A 16,979-nucleotide genomic window follows, 5' to 3' on the forward strand; every position below is an offset into this window, starting at 1 on the left:
ACCGGGCTCCACCCCACCGGGCTCCACCCCACCGGGCTCCACCCCACCGGGCTCCACCCCACCGGGCTCCACCCCACCGGGCTCCACCCCACCGGGCTCCACCCCACCGGACTCCACCCCACCGGACTCCACCCCGCCGGGCTCCGCCCCACCGGCCTCCGTCCCACCGCCTCCCAAACGGTGGCGCGCAACTCCCACCCCCCGGCATCGCCCGCATCCCGCCCCGCCCGGCGGTGGGCGGCGTGAAGGCGCTCCGGCTCACCCTGCGCGGTACCGGCGTGCTGGTCCTCGGCCTCGCCATGACCGGCGTGGGCCTGTGGTGGCGGTACGCGGGCATGACCGGGTTCGGCCTGGCGCTGACGGCGCTGGTCGTGGCCTCGACGGTGTCCGTGCTGGTCGTCAGCCCGCTGACGACCGCCCGCACGGTCCGGCCGCGCACCGTGCCGCGGCTCGCGCGGTGCAGTGGGCGGCTGGAGCTGTCGACGACCGGGCGGTGGCCGGTCGCGCTCGACGCCGTGGACCTGGTGGCGGGGGAGCCGATGGCGGTCGACGTGCCGTTGTTGAAGCCCGGTGTCACCGAGGCGGTGGACTACGCGATCCCGACGCAGCGGCGCGGTGTGTTCGACGTGGGGCCGTTGACGTTGCGGCGCAAGGGGGTGGCGGGGCTCGCGCAGGCGCGGACCGTGCTCGGTGAGGTCGTGCAGGTGCGGGTCGTGCCGCGGGTGCTGCCCGTGCGCGGGTTGCCGTCCGGGGCCCGGCGGGGGCAGGTCGGCGCGGACGAACGGGTCGAGCGCGGCGGCACGGACCTGGTCGGGCTGCGGGAGTACGTGCCCGGTGACGACCTGCGGCGGCTGCACTGGGCCACGTCGGCGCGCACCGGCACGTTGATGATCCGCGAGGACGCCGACCCGGCCCGGCCGCACCTCGCCGTGCTGCTCGACGACAGCTCTGCCGCCTACGGCGACCCGGCGCTGTTCGAGGAGGCGGTGGAGGTCGCGGCCTCGCTCGTCACCTCGGCGCTGGAGCAGGGGCACCCGGTGCGGCTCATGACCACCTCCGGCAGCGCGGACCTGGAGGAGGCGCAGGACTCGGCGCCGCTCCTCGCGACGCTGGCCGACCTGGAGCTGACCGCGCTCGACGGCGCGCTGACCGTGCCCGTGCGCGACCTCGACGTGGTGGCGGTGGTCAGCGGGCACACCAGTCCCGCGCTCGTGCTGGAGGCCGGGCGGGCCGCGTTCGGCACCGTGCTCGTGGTCGGCGAGGAGAAACCCGCGGGTGCCGCCGGGTCGGTGCTCGTCGTCAGCGGGCCCAAGGCCGAAGACCTGGTCGGCCAGTGGAACGCGGTGGTGGCGCGATGAGGTACGGGTGGGTCGCCGCCGTCCTGCTGGTCGCCGCGGTGCAGCTGGCCCAGGCCTGGGACGGCGCGGTCGTCTACTTCGGACTCGCCGCCGCGCTGGGGTTCCTCGCGGTTCCGCTGCGGCGCCTCGTTCCCGCCGGGCTGGCGGGGATCGCGCTGATGACCGTGGCGATGGCCGGCGGCTACTTCGCGGCCCGCGGTGCGGTGCCCGGCCGCGACCCGACGCACGTGCTGCTCGACACCGTGCCGCGGCTGCTCACCGCCGCGCGTCCCGCACCGGCCACGCCGGAGCTGCTGGTGCCGGGGCTGCTGCTGGTGTTCGGCGTGTCCGTCGCGACCGTCCTGTCGATCGGCAGGCAGCGCACCGCGTTGTTCGTGCCCGCGCTCGGTGCCGCCGTCCTCTACGTGTCCGCCGCACTGCTCACCGCGGGCAAGGCCGACCGCTACGGCATCACCGCGCTCGTCCTCGTCGTGCTGCTGGCGCTGGGCTGGCTGGTCATCGACCGGCGCGGCCCCGTCGTGCCGCCCGCGGTGCTCGCCACGGTGCTGGCCGCGCTCACGCTGTTGACGATCGTGCTGCCCACCAACGGTTTCGAGCCGCGCAAGCTCATCACGCCACCCATCACGAACGTCGCGATCTCCAACCCGCTGCCGCGGCTCGCCGCGTGGGCGGCGCAGGGCGACGCGGAGCTGTTCCGGATGCGCGGCCCCGAGGTGCCGGTCCGCCTGGTGACCCTGAGCCGGTTCTCCGGCGCTTCCTGGGAAGCGGCCTCCACCTACGGGCCGCTCGGCGTGGTCAACGCCCCGGACCTCCCGACCGGCGGCAAGTTCCAGGACACGAGTGTCGACCTGACGATCACCGGCCTCGACGGCGAGTGGTTGCCGGGCATCGGAAAACCGCGGTCCGTGTCGCTCAGCAACGCCATGGTCGACCCCGACACCGGCTCGCTGGTGGTGGCCGACGGCCTGCGCACCGGCCTCAGCTACACCGTCCGCGGCATCCTCGACACCCCCGCGGACACCGACCTGGCCGAGGCGGCCGTCCCCGGCGACACCCGCTACACCGCCGTGCCGCGGCTGCCGTTCACCCTCGCCGAGTACGCGCGGCAGGCCACTCAGAACGCGCGCACCCCGTACGAGAAGGCCGTTGCGCTGGAACAGGTCGTGCGCCTCAACCGCCGCCCCGACGCCGAGGCACCGGTCGGGTCCTCCTACGCCCGCCTGGAGACGTTCCTCTTCGGCAACCCCGGCGAGGCCGGGGCCGGAGCGGGCACCGCGGAGCAGTTCGCCTCCGCCTACGCCGTCCTGGCCCGCGCCGTCGGCCTCCCGACCCGCGTGGTCGTGGGCTTCCAGCCGGTGCCGGAGCAGTCCGGCGAACGCATCGTGCGCGCCGCCGACGCCACCGCCTGGCCAGAGGTCTACTTCACCGGCTGGGGCTGGGTGGCGTTCGACCCGGTGTCCGGCAACGGCAGCGGCCCCAGCGCCGCCTCCAAGCGCGAGGTCCTCAACCGCCTCGCCTCCAGCACCGCCAAGCCGACCCCGACCTCGCTCGCGTCGGTGCCGCCGCTCGTCCAGCCGTCCGCCGTCGGTCAGGAGAACGTCGCCGCACCCGAGCTCCGGCAGGGCTTCCCGTTCTGGGCGCTCACCCCGGTGGTGCTGCTGCTGGCGCTGTACGCCGCCCGCACCACCCGCCGCGTCCGCCTGCGCGCGGCCGGCCCGGTGGGCGCGTGGAACGCGGTGCTGGACTCGTTGCTGCTGGCCGGTCTGCGCCCGCACCCGAGCCGCACCGCACCCGACGTGGGCCGCGAGTGGGGCGAGGCGGGCGCGCGGCTGGCCACGATGGTCGACGAGGCGGCGTTCGCACCGCGACCCGCCCGCGCCGAGCACGGCTGGCGGCTCGCGCGGCAGGTGGAGAAAGCGGTGCGGCGCAAGGCTTCCTGGTGGCGCCGGCTGCTGTGGGCGGTCGACCCGCGCCCGCTGTTCCGCCGCCGCTGAAGCCCAGGCCACGTGCACCCCGCCCCGCCACCTCCGAAGAAGGTGGCGCGGGCGTCAGTTCTTCGCCGCGCACACCTTCGAGGAGCTGCCTCGCTCACCCTGGTAGCCGAACGCGGCGATCTGGAAGCACCGCCGCACCCCGCCGCCGTCCTCGATCACGTACGTGGTGCCGCCGCCGGTCACCCGCGTCACGGCCTGCGGCTTCGCCCCGGTCACGTCGATCACCACGAACTCGGCCTGCCCGCCGCTCGGGTCGCTCCACTCCAGCTCGATGGCCTTGCCCTCGTACTCGGCGCGCTTGAGCACCGGCACGAACCGCGGGTCGGCGTTCGGGGGCGGCCCGGCGTCGAGGGACTCCGAGGTGGGCACGGGCAACGTGGTCGTGGTCGTCGGCTGGGCCGCGGTGGTTGTCTCGCCGCGGTTGAGCAGTACCCCTGCGGTGACGCCGCCCGCCACCGCGACCACGGCGAGGACCGCGAGCACGCCACCGCGGTTGCGGCGGCGGACCGGGGCGGTCATCGGCTCGACCGGCGGCTCGTACGGCGGCAGGTCGACGGTGGGCAGCACGACCGGCGGTGCCGCGACGACCGGCGGTGGGGGAGGCGGGAGGTCGGTGCGGCGGTAGGTGAGGTCGGCGAGCCTGCCCTGCCAGGAGTCGTCGGGTTCCTCCTGCGGCTCCTCGGGTTCCGGCTCCTCCTCCTTCACCCCGCGCGGCCCGAAACCCGGTGCCTCGGTGGGGCCCTCGGGGTAGAAGACGGGGCGCTCGCCCATCATCTGCGTCGAGTCGGGGTCCACAACGGACAGCGGTGCCAGGGTGGCGCCGGAGGCCACGTTCACCAGGGCGTCGCGCAGCTCCAGCGCGGAGGAGAAGCGTTCGGCGCGGTCCTTGCGCAGGCAGCGGGAGATCACCGCGGCCAGCGACGCCGGCACGTCGAACCGGGTCAGCGAGCGCGGTTCCGCCGTGCTCACCCGGCCGACGTAGGACAGCAGCGTGTCCTCGTCGGGGTTGTCGGAGGCGAACGGCGGCTTGCCCTCCAGCAGCGTGAAGAGCGTCGAGCCGAGCGACCAGACGTCGTCGGCGAACGACGGCGCGCCACCCTCCAGCGTCTGCGGTGCGGCGTGGCGGTAGCTGACCATCTGCAGCGACGCGGAGTGGCCCGCGTCGGCACCGCGAGCGATGCCGAAGTCGGCCAGCACGTAGGACGTGGGCAGCACGAGCACATTCTGCGGCTTCACGTCGCGGTGCAGGATGCCCTGACCGTGCGCGAACGCCAGCGCGTCGGCCACGGCGATGCCCGCGGCCACCACGTCCGGCACCGGCAACGGGCCCATAGCGCGCAAACGGTCGTGTAGCGAGCCGCGTTCGTAGTACTCCATGACGATGCACGGACGACCGTCGGGCAACGTGCCGGTGTCGAGCACGGTGACGATGTGCGGGTGCTGGCGGCCCAGCTCCACGGTGATGGCGAGCTCGCGGCGGAAGCGGGTCACCGTGGCCGGGTCCGTGACCTGGAGGACCTTCACGGCGACGTCGCGGCCCAGACCGTCCTGGCGGGCGCGGTAGATCGTGCCCTCGCCGCCCTGGGCGATCACGCGGAAACCGCTGTAGCCCGGCAACGCGATCCCCGGTGCCTGCGCGGCACCGCTCGCCGGAGCCCAGGCCATCAGGTCGTCGTCCACGAGCGGATCCTAACCCGGTGGGGCCGGGTGCCCGGCGGGGTCGGCGAAACCGTTGAGCTGCACGTACGACGTTCGCAGCAGAGCGCGTTCCGGTTCTCAGCCGGGCTGCACCCTGACCTGGAAACCCAGGCCCTGCAGCATTCCGGTGAGCATCGTGCGCGTGTTGTCCTCGGCGCGCTTGGTCAGCTCCGACTCCTTCGCCGCGTCGGCGAGCTTCGCCTCGGCGGCGACGTAGAACCGTTGCTGGTCGGGCACTTCCACGAGCGCGTTCAACCGGTTGACCAGGCCGCGCTCCTGGCTGAAGACGTACGAACGGTCGTGGTGCAGGTTCGGCCTGTCCAGCCGCGCGGACGGCAGCCGCAGCTCGACCGACTTCCCGTCCGGCGACACGACGAGGCCGTCCTCCGCGAGCGCGCCGAGGTCGACGTAGGCGTTGACCGACCCGGCCGCCACGAACAGGGTGCGCTCACCGGCCAGCACCGCGGGCACCCACTTCACGTCCTGCTCGATGTCGAGCACGACCTGGAACTCGCCGGAGGCGGCGTGGTACTGGCTGAGGTCGCGCACCGCCTTGAGGACAGCGGGCTGGCTGCGGTCCACCGTCTGCTCGCCGAGCACGTCCCCGAACGGCCGGAACTGGCCCAGGAGCCCGATCGTCGCGCCGATCGCGAGAACGACGACCGCCACCAGTGCTCCCCGCGTCACCCAGCGCCTCTCCACCGCGTTGGAGTACCCGTGGGGTGATGCGCTCAGTCGGGCCGTATGGGGTAATCGACCCGTGCGGAATCAGTCCGGTGTCCACATGGTTGGCTTGATGGACACGGGAACGATGTTGGGAGGCGTGCGGTGCTGGACCCGGACAACCTGTACGAGGTGGACTCGGAGGTGCCGGACCTGACCGGTGCGGTGCTGCTGCACCACTTCGAGGGCTTCATGGACGCGGGCGCCGCAGGACGGCTGCTCGCCGAACACCTGCTGGAGACCCTCGAAAGCCGCGTCATCGCCCGATTCGACGTCGACGGCCTGATCGACTACCGCTCCCGGCGGCCGCTGATGACCTACGCGACCGACCACTGGGAGGACTACGCCACGCCCGAGCTGGTCGTGCACCTGCTGCACGACAGCGCCGGCCACCCGTTCCTGCTGCTCAACGGCCCGGAGCCGGACCGCGGCTGGGAGGCGTTCGTGCAGGCCGTGCGCGACCTGGTCGACCGCTGGGGCGTGCGCCTGACGCTGGGCTTCCACGGCATCCCGATGGGCGTGCCGCACACCCGGCCGTTGAACGTCATCGGTCACGCGACCCGCCCCGAGCTGGTCTCGGAGTACCAGCCGTTCTTCAACCGGGTGCAGGTGCCGGGCAACGTCTCCGGCCTGCTGGAGCTCCGCCTCGGCCAGGCCGGCCACGACGCCATGGGCTTCGCCGCCCAGGTGCCGCACTACCTGGCCCAGTCGACGTACCCGACCGCCGCGGTCACCCTGCTCGACGCCGTCGCCCGCGCGACCGGTCTCGCGCTGCCCATCGGCGCGCTGATCGACGCCGCCCAGGCCGCCGACGCCGAGATCCACCGGCAGGTCGCGGAGTCGGAGGAGGTCGCCCAGGTGGTGGAAGCGCTCGAGCGGCAGTACGACGCCTTCATCCAGACTGTCGGGAACACCGATCTGCCCTCCGCGGATGAACTGGGCGCCGAGTTCGAGCGGTTCCTGGCCGAGCAGCAGCGTCCGCCGGACCACCTGTAGGAGCTCCCATGGCCACCTGGAACGACGTGCGCAGGATCGCCACCTCCATGCCGGACGTGACGGAACGGGTGCGGGAGGGCGTCGTCGACTGGAGGGTCAGCGACAAGCTCTTCGTCTGGGAACGGCCGCTGCGCAAGACCGACCTCGCGGCACTGGGCCCGTCGGCACCCGACGGGCCCATCCTGGCCGCGCGGGTGCCGGACCTGGGCGCTAAGGAAGCGCTGCTGGCCGCGGACGAGTCGGTGTACTTCACGACCCCGCACTTCCAGGGCTACCCGGCGATCCTGGTGCGGCTGGAGCACATCCCGGTGGACGAGCTGGAGGAGCTCATCGTCGAGGCGTGGCACGCACGTGCCCGCCGCCGCTGATGCCGGAGCAGCAGGGGGTCAGAAGCTCAGGAAACGGAAGTGCAGGCCGGACGTGGAGAGCTGCCACTCGCCGACGGTCTTCGGCCCACGGCCGACCGCCGGCGCGTAGGTGTCGCCCTCGAAGATCTCCCGGATCTCGGTGACCTCGACCCGGTCCGCGAACGGCAGCGCGGCCGCGTAGACCGCCGACCCGCCGATCACCCAGAGGTCACCGTCGACCGCGCCGAGCGCTTCACCGAGGTCGGCGAACGTCTCCACACCGTCCTGGGGCGTGCGGGAGAGCACGATGTTGCGGCGGCCGGGTAGCGGGCGGAACCGGGGCGGCAACGACTCCCACGTGCGGCGGCCCATCAGCACCGCCGCGCCAGTGGTGAGCTCGCGGAAGCGCTTCATGTCCTCCGGGACGTGCCACGGGATGGCGTTGTCCCGGCCGATCACACCACCGGCGGCCTGGGCCCAGATCAGGCCGATCACACCGCCACCGGTGCCTTGATGCCGGGGTGCGGGTCGTAGCCCTCGACCGTGAAGTCCTCGTAGCGGTAGTCGAAGAGGCTGTCCGCGTGCGCCATCCGCAACGTCGGGAACTCCCGCGCCTCCCGGCTGAGCTGCAGCTCGACCTGCTCGACGTGGTTGTCGTAGATGTGGCAGTCGCCGCCGGTCCAGATGAAGTCGCCGACACCGAGGCCGGTCTGCGCGGCGATCATGTGCGTGAGCAGCGCGTACGAGGCGATGTTGAACGGCACGCCCAGGAACAGGTCGGCGCTGCGCTGGTAGAGCTGGCACGACAGCTTGCCGTCGGCGACGTAGAACTGGAAGAACGCGTGGCACGGCGGCAGCGCCATCTGCGCGATCTCGCCGACGTTCCACGCGGACACGATGATCCGCCGCGAGTCCGGGTTCGTCCGCAGCGTCTTGAGGACCTCGGCGATCTGGTCGACGTGACCGCCGCCGGGCGTGGGCCACGACCGCCACTGCACGCCGTAGACGGGCCCGAGCTCACCATCGGGAGCGGCCCACTCGTCCCAGATCGTCACGCCGTGGTCGCGCAGCCACTGCACGTTGCTGTCGCCGCGCAGGAACCACAGCAGCTCGTACGCGATCGACCTGAAGTGGACCTTCTTGGTCGTGACCAGCGGGAAGCCCGCGGCGAGCGGGTAGCGCAGCTGGTGACCGAAGATCGACCGGGTGCCGGTGCCGGTGCGGTCCTCCTTGCGCACGCCCTCCTTCAGGACGTGGCGGAGGAGGTCTTCGTACTGCGTGTCGGCCATACGGGTGAGCCTACCCAGCCCTGGACCTAGAACCGCGCCATGTCCGGCTCCAGGCCGAGCCGGTGCATCGAGTACGTCTCCAGCAGCCGCTTCGACACCACGGTGTGCTGGGCGGCCGTGTGCGCGTCACGGAAGCAACGTTGCAGCGCCGACGACTCGAACACCGAGCTGCCGCCACCCGCGGCGAACGCCTTCTGCGTCACCTCGGCGGACTCCGACGCCGCGAACGTGCACGCGAGCCGCATACGCGCCTTGGCGTCGTCGGGCACGTACGTGCGTTGCACGGCCATGTCCCAGACGGCGCTCAACGTCTCGTGCAGGAACGCGGCGGCGGAGGACAACCGTGCCTCCATGAGGCCCAGGTCGATCTGCAGGCCGGTCTGCTCGGCGAGGCGGGTGGTGGTGTGCTGCGGGGTCTTCTCCACGGCCAGCGCCTCGACCTCGTCGATGGCGCGGCGGGCGATGCCCAGGCACACGGAGGCGACGCCGACGGCCAGGAAGCTGAAGAACGGGAAGGCGGTGACCGGGCCCTCGATGCCGGGGGTCGTGCCGACCGGCCAGATGGCGCGGCGGGACGGGAGGAAGGCGTTGAACAGCGAGAACTCATGCGAGCCGGTGGCGCGCAGGCCGGCGGAGTGCCACGTGTCGTGGACGGTCACGTCGGCGCGGGGGTACACGGCCAGACGGGGGCCCTTGGGTGTGAGGGTGCCGCCGATGACCCACGAGCACCACGGCACGGCGCTGCCCCAGCCCCAGCGGCCCGAGACGCGGTAGCCGCCGTCGACCGCCTCGGCACGGCCGTGCGGTGCGGCGGTGCCCGCGATCAGGGCACGCGGGTCGGTGAAGACCTCGTCGGCGGCGTCGGCCGGGAGGTACCAGGCCAGCGACGACGAGGAGGTGGTCGTCATGGCGGTCCAGCCGGTGGAGGCGTCCGCACGGGACAGCTCGCCGATCTCCCGGCTCCACTCCGGCAGCCCGAGCTCGGCGCCCGCGTAGCGCCGAGGTGCGATCATGCGGTGCACGCCGGCGTCGACGAGCGCGGTCAGCACGGGCTCGGTGAGCGCGCGTTGCTGCTCGGCCAGGTGGGCTTCGGAGCGGATCAACGCGTGCAGGTCCGGTGCGGGCATGCGCTGATCTTGCTGGAGCGGCTACAGCTTGGCGAGCGCCTCAACGAGTGGCTTCAGCTCCGGCGTGGCCCCCGCCTCGTCCAGCGACTCGCTCAGCGCGCGGTCGTGGGTGGGCCGGGCGAGGGCGAGCAGCTCGTGACCCTTCTCGGTTACCTCGGTGTAGATGCCGCGGCGGTCGGTGGGGCACAGGTAGCGCTGCAACAGGCCGCGGTCCTCCAGCCGGGTGACCAGGCGGGTCGTGGCGGACTGGCTCAGCACGACGGCGTTGGAGAGCTGGTTCATCCGAAGGTGGAAGCCGTCCTGGCGGTTGAGGACGTCCAGAACGGTGTACTCGCTGACGGAGAGTTCGTGTGCCTTCTGCAGCGCTCGTTCGAGGCGGTCTTCGATGCGCGCGTGCAGCGCCGCGAGCGTGCGCCAGCCCTGCGCGCGCGCCTGGACGGCGTCGTCGTCCAGTGACATGAAGTACATCCCCTCCGAATAGACAGCGTCTGCAACTATTGCGTACGCTTGTAATCGTCATCAACAAGTCTACCGGGGAGAGACATGGACCTGTCGGGACGCACGGCACTTGTGACCGGCTCCACCGCGGGCATCGGCTACGCCACGGCGGAGGCGCTGCTCAAGGCGGGCGCGTCCGTCGTCGTCAGCGGCCGCAGCGAGGAGCGGGTCGCCGAGGCGGTCGGCAAGCTCAGCGGCAACGGCTCCGGCGACGTCCGCGGTGTCGCGGCCGACATCTCGACCGCGGAGGGCGCGGCGGACCTCGTCGCGCAGGTGCCCGACGTCGACGTGCTCGTGAACAACCTGGGCATCTACGGCGCCAAGCCGGTCTTCGAGATCGACGACGCCGAGTGGCAGCGCTTCTTCGACACCAACGTCATGTCCGGCGTGCGGCTCTCGCGGCACTACACGCCGCGCATGGTCGAGCGCGGCTGGGGCCGGGTGATCTTCGTGAGCAGCGAGTCGTCCGTCTTCACCCCGACCGAGATGGTCCACTACGGCATGACGAAGACCGCGCAGCTCGCCATCGCGCGCGGCATGGCCCAGGCGGTGAAGGGCACCGGCGTCACCGTCAACTCGGTGCTGCCCGGCCCGACCCTGACGCCCGGCGTCGAGGAGTTCATCCGCGACCGGGTCGGCGACGGCGGCGAGGCGGAGTTCGTCCGCACCGAACGCCCGACCCTGTTGCTGGGCCGCCTGATCCGGCCGCACGAGGTCGCGAACCTCATCACCTACGTCGCGTCGGACCTGTCCTCGGCCACGACCGGCGCCGCACTGCGCGTCGACGGCGGCACCGCCCCGACGCTCATCCCCTGACACCACCGTGAGGAAACCGCTTTGACCACCGTGAAGCTCAACAACGGCGTGACCATGCCCCAGCTCGGCTTCGGCGTCTGGCAGGTGCCCGACGAGGAGGCCATCCCCACCGTCACCGAGGCGCTGAACGCCGGATACCGCAGCATCGACACCGCGGCCGCGTACGGCAACGAGGCCGGCGTCGGCGCGGCGATCACCAAGTCCGATGTGGACCGCGCGGACGTGTTCGTCACCACCAAGCTGTGGAACGCCGACCACGGCCACGACGCCGCCCTGCGCGCGTTCGACGCCTCGCAGTCCAAGCTCGGCCTCGACGTCGTCGACCTGTACCTGATCCACTGGCCGACGCCAGAGCGCGACCTCTACGTCGACACCTGGAAGGCGTTCGTCGAGCTGCGGGAGAGCGGCCGCGTCCGCGCCATCGGCGTCTCCAACTTCCAGCCCGCGCACCTGCGGCGCCTGATCGACGAGACCGGCGTCGTGCCCGCGGTCAACCAGATCGAGCTGCACCCGTACCTGCAGCAGGCCGAGGTGCGGGCGTTCCACGCCGAGCACGGCATCGTCACCGAGGCGTGGTCGCCGCTCGGCCAGGGCGGCGAGCTGCTGAAGGACCCCGTGGTCACCGAGATCGCGGCCCGCCACGACAAGTCCGCCGCCCAGGTCGTGCTGCGCTGGCACCTGCAGCTCGGCAACGTCGTGATCCCGAAGTCGGTCACGCCGGCGCGGATCAGGGAGAACATCGACGTGTTCGGCTTCGAGCTGGCCGAGGAGGAGCTGGCCGCGCTGTCCACCCTGGACCGCGGCGGGCGGATCGGGCCGAACCCGGACGAGTTCAACCAGGCCTGACCGACTGCAACGCGCACTCGGGAGTACGAAGCCCCGGCCCGCCTTGGTGCGGACCGGGGCTTCGCCGGCAACGGACCCTGCCTCTATCGGGCCCGCACGTCTGTCACCACCACGGGCTCACGCCCGCATCACCGTGGCGATCGGGATCCGCGCCGCCCTGATCGCGGGGATCAGCCCGCCGAGCACACCCGCCACCAGCCCGGCGACCACGCCCGCGACGCCCGCCTCCCACGGGAACGCGACGTCCGCCAGCGACGGGAACCTCGAACCGAACAGCATCAGGCCCACCTGGAGGCCCGCCGCGCCGGTGCCGATGGCCAGTGCGGCGGTCAGCAGGCCCGTCAGGAGGGTCTCGGCGAGCACGATCCCGGCCAGCAGCATGCGGGACATGCCGACCGCGCGGCGCAGCGCGAACTCCTCGACGCGTTCACCGACGGTCGCAAGGCCGACGTTGAGGATGCCGGCGACGCCGATCAGCAGCACGAGGCCCGCCATGCCCAGGAAGATCAGGCGCATGATCAGCAGCTCCTTCTCCATGCGCTTCTTCGACTGGATCTCGTTGAAGCGGACGTCGTCGGAGCGCATGCCCGCGCCGACCAGGCGTGCGGTCAGCAGCTGCTGGAGGTCCTGGGTGCCCGGTGCGAGCATGACCTGCAGGCCGGGGCCGCCGCGGAAGCGGTCGACCTGGACGTTGTCCGACGAGGGCAGCCAGTTGCGCACCTCGTCGAGTCGCATGTAGACGGTGGGCTGGTACATGCCGTCGGACACCACGCCGATGATCTGCGGCGAGACGTGGTGCGTCGCGCCGGTCAGCATCATCTCGCCGGGGACCTTGTAGCGGTCGAAGCCCTTGGCGGCCTCCTCGTTCAGCACGATCTTCGGTGCCAGCGACGGGGCGGTGCCGAAGTCCAGCCAGGAGCCGGAGACCGGGCGGAACGGCCGAAACTGGCGGAGGTCACCGGTCAGCGCGCTCACCTGGACCTCGATGGCCTGGCCGTCGGGCTTCTTCTCCTGCTTCTTCTGCTCGGTGCAGATGCCGTTCTGGTCGCAGTACACCGACGGGCCGCCGTAGAAGTCGCCGCGGCCGACGTGCTCGAACGGGGTCGCGCCCTCGTTGATCGGACGCACGCCGGGCTCGCCGATCACCGCGTTCATGCCGACGATGCCGACGGCCTGGGAGTTGCCCTTCAACGTGGTCTCGACGACCGAGGTGGACTTGCCCTCGCCGGAGACGTAGAGCTGGAACGTGCCGTCCCTGCCCTGCTGCAGCTCCACGTCGGTGAGCATGGCGCGTTCGGCGAGCGCGGCGCCGGCCTGCACGGCCACGACCGCGAGGACGCCGAGGAACAGCGACACCATCGAGAGGAACGTGCGCAGTTTGCGGGCGCGGATGCCCTGTCCGCCGATGATCAGGGCGGACCGCAGCTTGCCGGAGAACATCAGTTGAACCGCCCGTCGCGCAGCTCCAGCACGCGGCCCATCTTGCGCGCGTGGTCGTGGTCGTGCGTGACCAGCACGAGACCGCAGCCCTGCCTGGTCGTGTTGAGCAACACCTCGACCACCAGGTTGCCGGTCTCGGTGTCGAGCGCGCCGGTCGGCTCGTCGGCGAGGATCACCCGCGGCTTGCGGACCAGGGCCCGCGCGATCGCCACGCGCTGCTGCTCACCGCCGGAGAGCCGGGAGGGCTTGCTCTTGGCCAGGTGGGCGATGCCGACCTGCTCCAGCGCCTCCATCACCTGCTGCCTGCGCTTGCGGCGCGCGGCCCAGCCCTGGCCGTTCACCAGTGCCATGGCCACGTTCTGCGCCGCGGTGAGGTGCTTGAGCAGGAAGAAGCGCTGGAACACGAACCCGAACTCGGCGCTGCGCAACGCGGCCGCCCTGCGTTCGGGGAGCTTCGTGATGTCGTTGCCGTGCAGCAGGTACTGCCCCTCGTCGGCGCGGTCGAAGAGCCCGATCAGGCTCAGCAGCGTCGACTTGCCGGAACCGGACCGGCCCAGGATCGCCACGCTCTGCCCCGGGTGGACGGTGAGGTCCACACCGGACAGGATCGTCCGCGGTTCCTCCTGGCCCTTCAGGACTTTCGTGATGCCGTTCAGCTGGAGCAGCGGCGGTACGGCCGCCATCGTCGTGGTCGTCTCGGACTCGGTCATCACGGACCCGTCGGCTTGCTCTGGTCGCCGCCGCCCTGCTGCGGTTCCGGCAGGTTCGGGCCCGGCACCGCGAGCTCCTCCTCGCCGGTGAGACCGGACTTGACCTCGATCACCTTGCCGTCGGTGAGACCGAGCTCCACCTCGACGGTCTTGCGCGAGCCGTCCGGCTGGAGCACGTCGACCCTGCCCTTGCCCTGCTGGCCCGCGACTGCCTCGACCGGCACGACCAGTGCCTGCGCCGACTTGCCGGTGATGACCTCGATCGACGCGGCCGCGCCGTTGATCATCTTGGTGTCGGCGGGCGCGGTGCAGACGATCCGCAGGCCGGTGGACGCGCTCGGCTGCTGCTGTGGTTGTTGCTGCTGGTCGGGGTTCTTGGGGGCGTTCGCGTCGGGCGTCGACTTCGGGTCCGGCGTCTGCACCGGCTTCTCCGGGATGGTGCCCTGCGGCAGTGCGGCGATCGTGCCGAGCACCGCGCACGGGAACGGGCCCGGCCCGTTCTTGATCTGCGCCTTGACCTCGCCGAGCGCGCCGCTGACCTTGTACGCCTGCTGCCCGTCGATGTCACCGACCAGCGCGTACCCCACGTGCTTGGCCGAGGCGAGCGGCATGCCGGCGGTGACGGTCGACTTGTCGTCCACCAGGCGGCCGGCGAACACCGCTCCCGCCGGGATCTCGACGTAGTTGGGCGCGCCGTCCTTCCACACCGTCGCGACCCGCGTGGCCTTCGTCGGCGTGGCGCCCGACGGCTGCAGGTCGAAGAACCGCACCTGGCCCGCGACCGGCGCGACCAGCCCGAACGTCGGGTTCATCTCGACCTTGCCGGTGATGCTGATCGTGGTGGTCAGGTCCTGCTTGCCCGGCTTGACCTTGGTCATCGTCGTACCGCGCGGCGCCAGCTCCGGATTGGCCTGTTCCGAACCTGACGGACTGCACGCCGCCACGGCAACCGTGACCAGCGCGCACAGCGGCGCGAGAAGAATGTTGCGCACGAATGTCCCCCATGTCGTTTCGACCAACCTACCGATAAGGACACCGCATCCCCGTCCGAGGTTGCATCGGACTTTCGGCCGATGCCGCATCGACCGCGCGGTCACGGGTACACGGGGTGTTGACGACGCATTTCAACGCGTCTCGACGACCTGGAGGAAACTGTGAATGCGCTTGCCGTGGTGACCGGTGCGTCGAGTGGAATAGGCTACGAGCTCGCGAAGGTGCTCGCGGACAACGGCTTCGACGTCGTGGTCGCCGCCGAGGACGAGCGGATCACCGATACGGCCGCACAGCTCTCCCTGCGCAGCGGCGGTGTGCACGTCGAACCGGTGCGGGCCGACCTCTCGACCTTCGAGGGCGTGGAGTCGCTCGTGTCACGGGTGCGCGCACTGGGCCGGCCGGTCGAGGTGCTCGCCGTGAACGCCGGTGTGGGCGTCGGCGGCGACTTCGTGCGCGACACCTCCCTGGACGACAACCTGGAGGTCGTGGACCTCAACGTCCGCTCGGCCGTGCACCTCTCGCACCGGCTGGTCGGCGACATGGCCGCCCGCGGGCAGGGCAAGGTCCTGTACACGTCCTCGATCGCGGCGACCGCCCCCGGCCCGTTCCACTCGGTCTACGCGGCGTCGAAGGCCTTCCTGGCCTCGTTCGCCCAGGGGCTGCGCGAGGAGCTGCGCGACACCGGCGTGACCGTCACGACGCTGATGCCGGGACCGACCGACACCGAGTTCTTCGACCGCGCCGGGATGCAGGACACGAAGGTCGCGACGGGGGACAAGGACGACCCGGCCGAGGTCGCCCAGCAGGGCTTCGACGCGCTCATGAAGGGCGACGACCACGTCGTGGCCGGGTCGGTGAGGAACAAGGTGCAGGCGGTCGCCGGACGCGTCGCGCCGGACCCGGTCAAGGCCAAGGTGATGCGGTCGATGACCGAACCCGGTTCAGCGGACTCCTGAGGGGTACACGCGCCTCATGAGTCGACCGGATCTGTCCGAACACCGCCGCAGCGGGAGCTCCGAGGACGTGGGTGGGATCAGGCAGCAGTACGGGGCGAGCCGGCCACTGCCCGGCTACCTCCTCGCCATGGGCACCTATGCCGCCGTCGTCGGTGCCGTCTCCGCCGCGGGACACCGCGCCGGGGTCCGCCTGCCGGAGCGGTTCTCCCTCGCGGACACGGCGCTGGTGTCCATCGCAACGCACAAGCTGAGCAGGCTGCTGACCAAGGAGGCCGTGACGAGCCCGCTGCGGGCGCCCTTCACGCGCTACGAGGAACCTGCTGGGCACGCGGAGCTCAAGGAGTCCGTGCGGGCGCACAACGCCGCGCAGCACGCGATCGGCGAGCTGCTCACGTGCCCGTTCTGCATCGGCGTCTGGGCGGCCAGCGGGCTGACCGCGGGCCTGGTCTTCGCACCGCGGCTCACCCGGCTGGTGTCGACCGCGCTCACCGCCGTGGCGGCGTCGGACGTGCTGAACGTGCTCTACGACAAGCTCAAGTCATGACACCCGGCGGCCGCGCCGGCTCCCCGCGTACGCCTGTTCGCGCAGCGCGGCGAGCCAGCGCGGCGCCAGCTCCAGCTCCTGCGGCCGGTTGAGCACCGGGTCGAACGGTACCGGCTCGTCGTGGCGCAGGTCGCGCAACCGCACCTCGCCCACCCGCCGCCAGTCCGCGGTCGTTCCGCTCGCGTGCAGGCTGAACCGCGTCGGCGGCCGTCCCGGTGCGCTCGCGGTGGGGTCGAGGGGAACGGCCATGAGCCACAGCAGCGCGCCCCGGTGGCGGTACGGCAGGATCGTACCGAGCCGGGCGCGCTGCCAGCCGGTCGCCGGCGTCGGCAGCAACCGGGAGAACCGGCCGGTGCCCGTGGTGGACAGCAGCAGGTCCCAGTCACCTGATCCGGTGGGAATCCGCAGCGCGAGGCCGAGCACGTCCGGCAGGCCGCGCCCGGTTCCGGCCCCCTTGGACAGCCGGGCGGTCACGGTGGCGGAGGCCGGGAACGGCGCGGAACCGGTGAGCTCACCGGTCATCAGCACGCCCCGCGGGTGGACCGCGCGAGCGCGCCGCGCACGGGCGAGCAGGCGGAATGCAGTCGTCAGCACACCCTGGTCTACCCGCGAAAACGGCGGGAAAACACGGTGTTTCAAGCTAT

18 protein-coding genes are annotated in these 16,979 nt (G+C 71.8%); 8 read left to right on the forward strand and 10 right to left on the reverse strand.

Features of this window, described 5'->3' with window-relative positions; genetic code table 11:
* Positions 1–242: 242 nt before the first annotated feature.
* Both AB0A63_RS07775 and AB0A63_RS07780 read left to right on the forward strand, forming a co-directional pair.
* The gene (locus tag AB0A63_RS07775) at positions 243–1,358 is read left to right on the forward strand and encodes a DUF58 domain-containing protein (protein ID WP_360386709.1); all 1,116 of its coding nucleotides are present in this window, start codon (positions 243–245) and stop codon (positions 1,356–1,358) included.
* A complete protein-coding gene (locus tag AB0A63_RS07780; protein ID WP_360386712.1) occupies positions 1,355–3,352 on the forward strand; it encodes a transglutaminaseTgpA domain-containing protein in 1,998 nt (665 codons plus the stop codon). The genes AB0A63_RS07775 and AB0A63_RS07780 overlap by 4 nt, the downstream gene beginning before the upstream one ends.
* Positions 3,353–3,406: 54 nt before the next feature.
* Here AB0A63_RS07780 and AB0A63_RS07785 read toward each other — a convergent pair whose 3' ends face one another.
* Both AB0A63_RS07785 and AB0A63_RS07790 read right to left on the reverse strand, forming a co-directional pair.
* Complete coding sequence (locus tag AB0A63_RS07785; protein WP_360386715.1) at positions 3,407–5,032, reverse strand: serine/threonine-protein kinase; 1,626 nt, start codon at positions 5,030–5,032, stop codon at positions 3,407–3,409.
* 96 nt (positions 5,033–5,128) lie between these two features.
* Positions 5,129–5,719, reverse strand: a complete 591-nt coding sequence (locus AB0A63_RS07790) for a DUF4230 domain-containing protein (protein ID WP_360386718.1) — start codon at positions 5,717–5,719, stop codon at positions 5,129–5,131.
* A gap of 159 nt (positions 5,720–5,878) precedes the next feature.
* Here AB0A63_RS07790 and AB0A63_RS07795 point away from each other — a divergent pair, with 159 nt between their 5' ends.
* Both AB0A63_RS07795 and AB0A63_RS07800 read left to right on the forward strand, forming a co-directional pair.
* Positions 5,879–6,769 (forward strand): PAC2 family protein, encoded by an 891-nt coding sequence (locus AB0A63_RS07795; protein WP_360386720.1) that lies wholly within the window; start codon positions 5,879–5,881, stop codon positions 6,767–6,769.
* Between the two features lie 8 nt (positions 6,770–6,777).
* Positions 6,778–7,137, forward strand: coding sequence for an MmcQ/YjbR family DNA-binding protein (locus AB0A63_RS07800; RefSeq protein WP_360386723.1), 360 nt, complete (start codon positions 6,778–6,780; stop codon positions 7,135–7,137).
* 18 nt (positions 7,138–7,155) lie between these two features.
* Here AB0A63_RS07800 and AB0A63_RS07805 read toward each other — a convergent pair whose 3' ends face one another.
* The 4 genes from AB0A63_RS07805 to AB0A63_RS07820 are packed head-to-tail and all read right to left on the reverse strand — an operon-like array spanning position 7,156 to position 9,991.
* Positions 7,156–7,611, reverse strand: coding sequence for a dihydrofolate reductase (locus tag AB0A63_RS07805; protein ID WP_360386726.1), 456 nt, complete (start codon positions 7,609–7,611; stop codon positions 7,156–7,158).
* On the reverse strand, positions 7,608–8,405 hold the full coding sequence (locus AB0A63_RS07810; RefSeq protein WP_360386729.1) for a thymidylate synthase: 798 nt from the start codon (positions 8,403–8,405) through the stop codon (positions 7,608–7,610). The genes AB0A63_RS07805 and AB0A63_RS07810 overlap by 4 nt, the downstream gene beginning before the upstream one ends.
* A 26-nt stretch (positions 8,406–8,431) precedes the next feature.
* Entirely contained in the window at positions 8,432–9,532 is a 1,101-nt protein-coding gene (locus tag AB0A63_RS07815) for an acyl-CoA dehydrogenase family protein (protein WP_360386732.1), read from the reverse strand.
* 21 nt (positions 9,533–9,553) lie between these two features.
* Positions 9,554–9,991, reverse strand: coding sequence for a MarR family transcriptional regulator (locus tag AB0A63_RS07820; RefSeq protein ID WP_360386734.1), 438 nt, complete (start codon positions 9,989–9,991; stop codon positions 9,554–9,556).
* 84 nt (positions 9,992–10,075) lie between these two features.
* On the opposite strand from AB0A63_RS07820, the gene AB0A63_RS07825 reads away from it, so the two are divergent.
* The gene (locus AB0A63_RS07825) at positions 10,076–10,846 is read left to right on the forward strand and encodes an SDR family oxidoreductase (RefSeq protein ID WP_360386737.1); all 771 of its coding nucleotides are present in this window, start codon (positions 10,076–10,078) and stop codon (positions 10,844–10,846) included.
* 54 nt (positions 10,847–10,900) lie between these two features.
* Positions 10,901–11,692 carry an aldo/keto reductase gene (locus AB0A63_RS07830; RefSeq protein ID WP_360388317.1) on the forward strand — a complete coding sequence of 264 codons (792 nt, stop codon included), beginning with the start codon at positions 10,901–10,903 and terminating at the stop codon, positions 11,690–11,692.
* A gap of 117 nt (positions 11,693–11,809) precedes the next feature.
* On the opposite strand, the gene AB0A63_RS07835 is transcribed toward AB0A63_RS07830, so the two are convergent.
* The 3 genes from AB0A63_RS07835 to AB0A63_RS07845 are packed head-to-tail and all read right to left on the reverse strand — an operon-like array spanning position 11,810 to position 14,834.
* Positions 11,810–13,132: an FtsX-like permease family protein gene (locus tag AB0A63_RS07835; protein ID WP_360386739.1), complete on the reverse strand. Its 1,323-nt coding sequence runs from the start codon at positions 13,130–13,132 to the stop codon at positions 11,810–11,812.
* On the reverse strand, positions 13,132–13,842 hold the full coding sequence (locus AB0A63_RS07840) for an ABC transporter ATP-binding protein (protein WP_360386741.1): 711 nt from the start codon (positions 13,840–13,842) through the stop codon (positions 13,132–13,134). Before AB0A63_RS07840 ends, AB0A63_RS07835 begins: the two co-directional genes overlap by 1 nt.
* Positions 13,842–14,834, reverse strand: coding sequence for an efflux RND transporter periplasmic adaptor subunit (locus AB0A63_RS07845; RefSeq protein WP_360386743.1), 993 nt, complete (start codon positions 14,832–14,834; stop codon positions 13,842–13,844). The genes AB0A63_RS07840 and AB0A63_RS07845 overlap by 1 nt, the downstream gene beginning before the upstream one ends.
* Positions 14,835–14,996: 162 nt before the next feature.
* Between AB0A63_RS07845 and AB0A63_RS07850 the strand changes: the two genes are divergently transcribed.
* A complete protein-coding gene (locus AB0A63_RS07850) occupies positions 14,997–15,791 on the forward strand; it encodes an SDR family NAD(P)-dependent oxidoreductase (protein ID WP_360386746.1) in 795 nt (264 codons plus the stop codon).
* A 16-nt stretch (positions 15,792–15,807) separates the two neighbouring features.
* A complete protein-coding gene (locus AB0A63_RS07855; protein ID WP_360386749.1) occupies positions 15,808–16,335 on the forward strand; it encodes a DUF1360 domain-containing protein in 528 nt (175 codons plus the stop codon).
* Here AB0A63_RS07855 and AB0A63_RS07860 read toward each other — a convergent pair.
* Positions 16,330–16,929, reverse strand: a complete 600-nt coding sequence (locus tag AB0A63_RS07860; protein ID WP_360386751.1) for a hypothetical protein — start codon at positions 16,927–16,929, stop codon at positions 16,330–16,332. The genes AB0A63_RS07855 and AB0A63_RS07860 overlap by 6 nt on opposite strands.
* Between the last annotated feature and the right edge of the window lie 50 nt (positions 16,930–16,979).

It is taken from the genome of Lentzea sp. NPDC042327 (genome assembly GCF_040647275.1).
In the GTDB taxonomy this organism is placed as follows: domain Bacteria; phylum Actinomycetota; class Actinomycetes; order Mycobacteriales; family Pseudonocardiaceae; genus Lentzea.

Bases quoted from the DNA above. Each gene is read 5' to 3' on its own strand.
- AB0A63_RS07815 (WP_360386732.1), bottom strand. From the start codon at position 9,532: ATGCCCGCACCGGACCTGCACGCGTTGATCCGCTCCGAAGCCCACCTG.
- AB0A63_RS07835 (WP_360386739.1), bottom strand. From the start codon at position 13,132: ATGTTCTCCGGCAAGCTGCGGTCCGCCCTGATCATCGGCGGACAGGGC.
- AB0A63_RS07780 (WP_360386712.1), top strand. From the start codon at position 1,355: ATGAGGTACGGGTGGGTCGCCGCCGTCCTGCTGGTCGCCGCGGTGCAG.
- AB0A63_RS07825 (WP_360386737.1), top strand. From the start codon at position 10,076: ATGGACCTGTCGGGACGCACGGCACTTGTGACCGGCTCCACCGCGGGC.
- AB0A63_RS07855 (WP_360386749.1), top strand. From the start codon at position 15,808: ATGAGTCGACCGGATCTGTCCGAACACCGCCGCAGCGGGAGCTCCGAG.
- AB0A63_RS07800 (WP_360386723.1), top strand. From the start codon at position 6,778: ATGGCCACCTGGAACGACGTGCGCAGGATCGCCACCTCCATGCCGGAC.
- AB0A63_RS07820 (WP_360386734.1), bottom strand. From the start codon at position 9,991: ATGTCACTGGACGACGACGCCGTCCAGGCGCGCGCGCAGGGCTGGCGC.
- AB0A63_RS07830 (WP_360388317.1), top strand. From the start codon at position 10,901: ATGCCCCAGCTCGGCTTCGGCGTCTGGCAGGTGCCCGACGAGGAGGCC.
- AB0A63_RS07810 (WP_360386729.1), bottom strand. From the start codon at position 8,405: ATGGCCGACACGCAGTACGAAGACCTCCTCCGCCACGTCCTGAAGGAG.
- AB0A63_RS07840 (WP_360386741.1), bottom strand. From the start codon at position 13,842: ATGACCGAGTCCGAGACGACCACGACGATGGCGGCCGTACCGCCGCTG.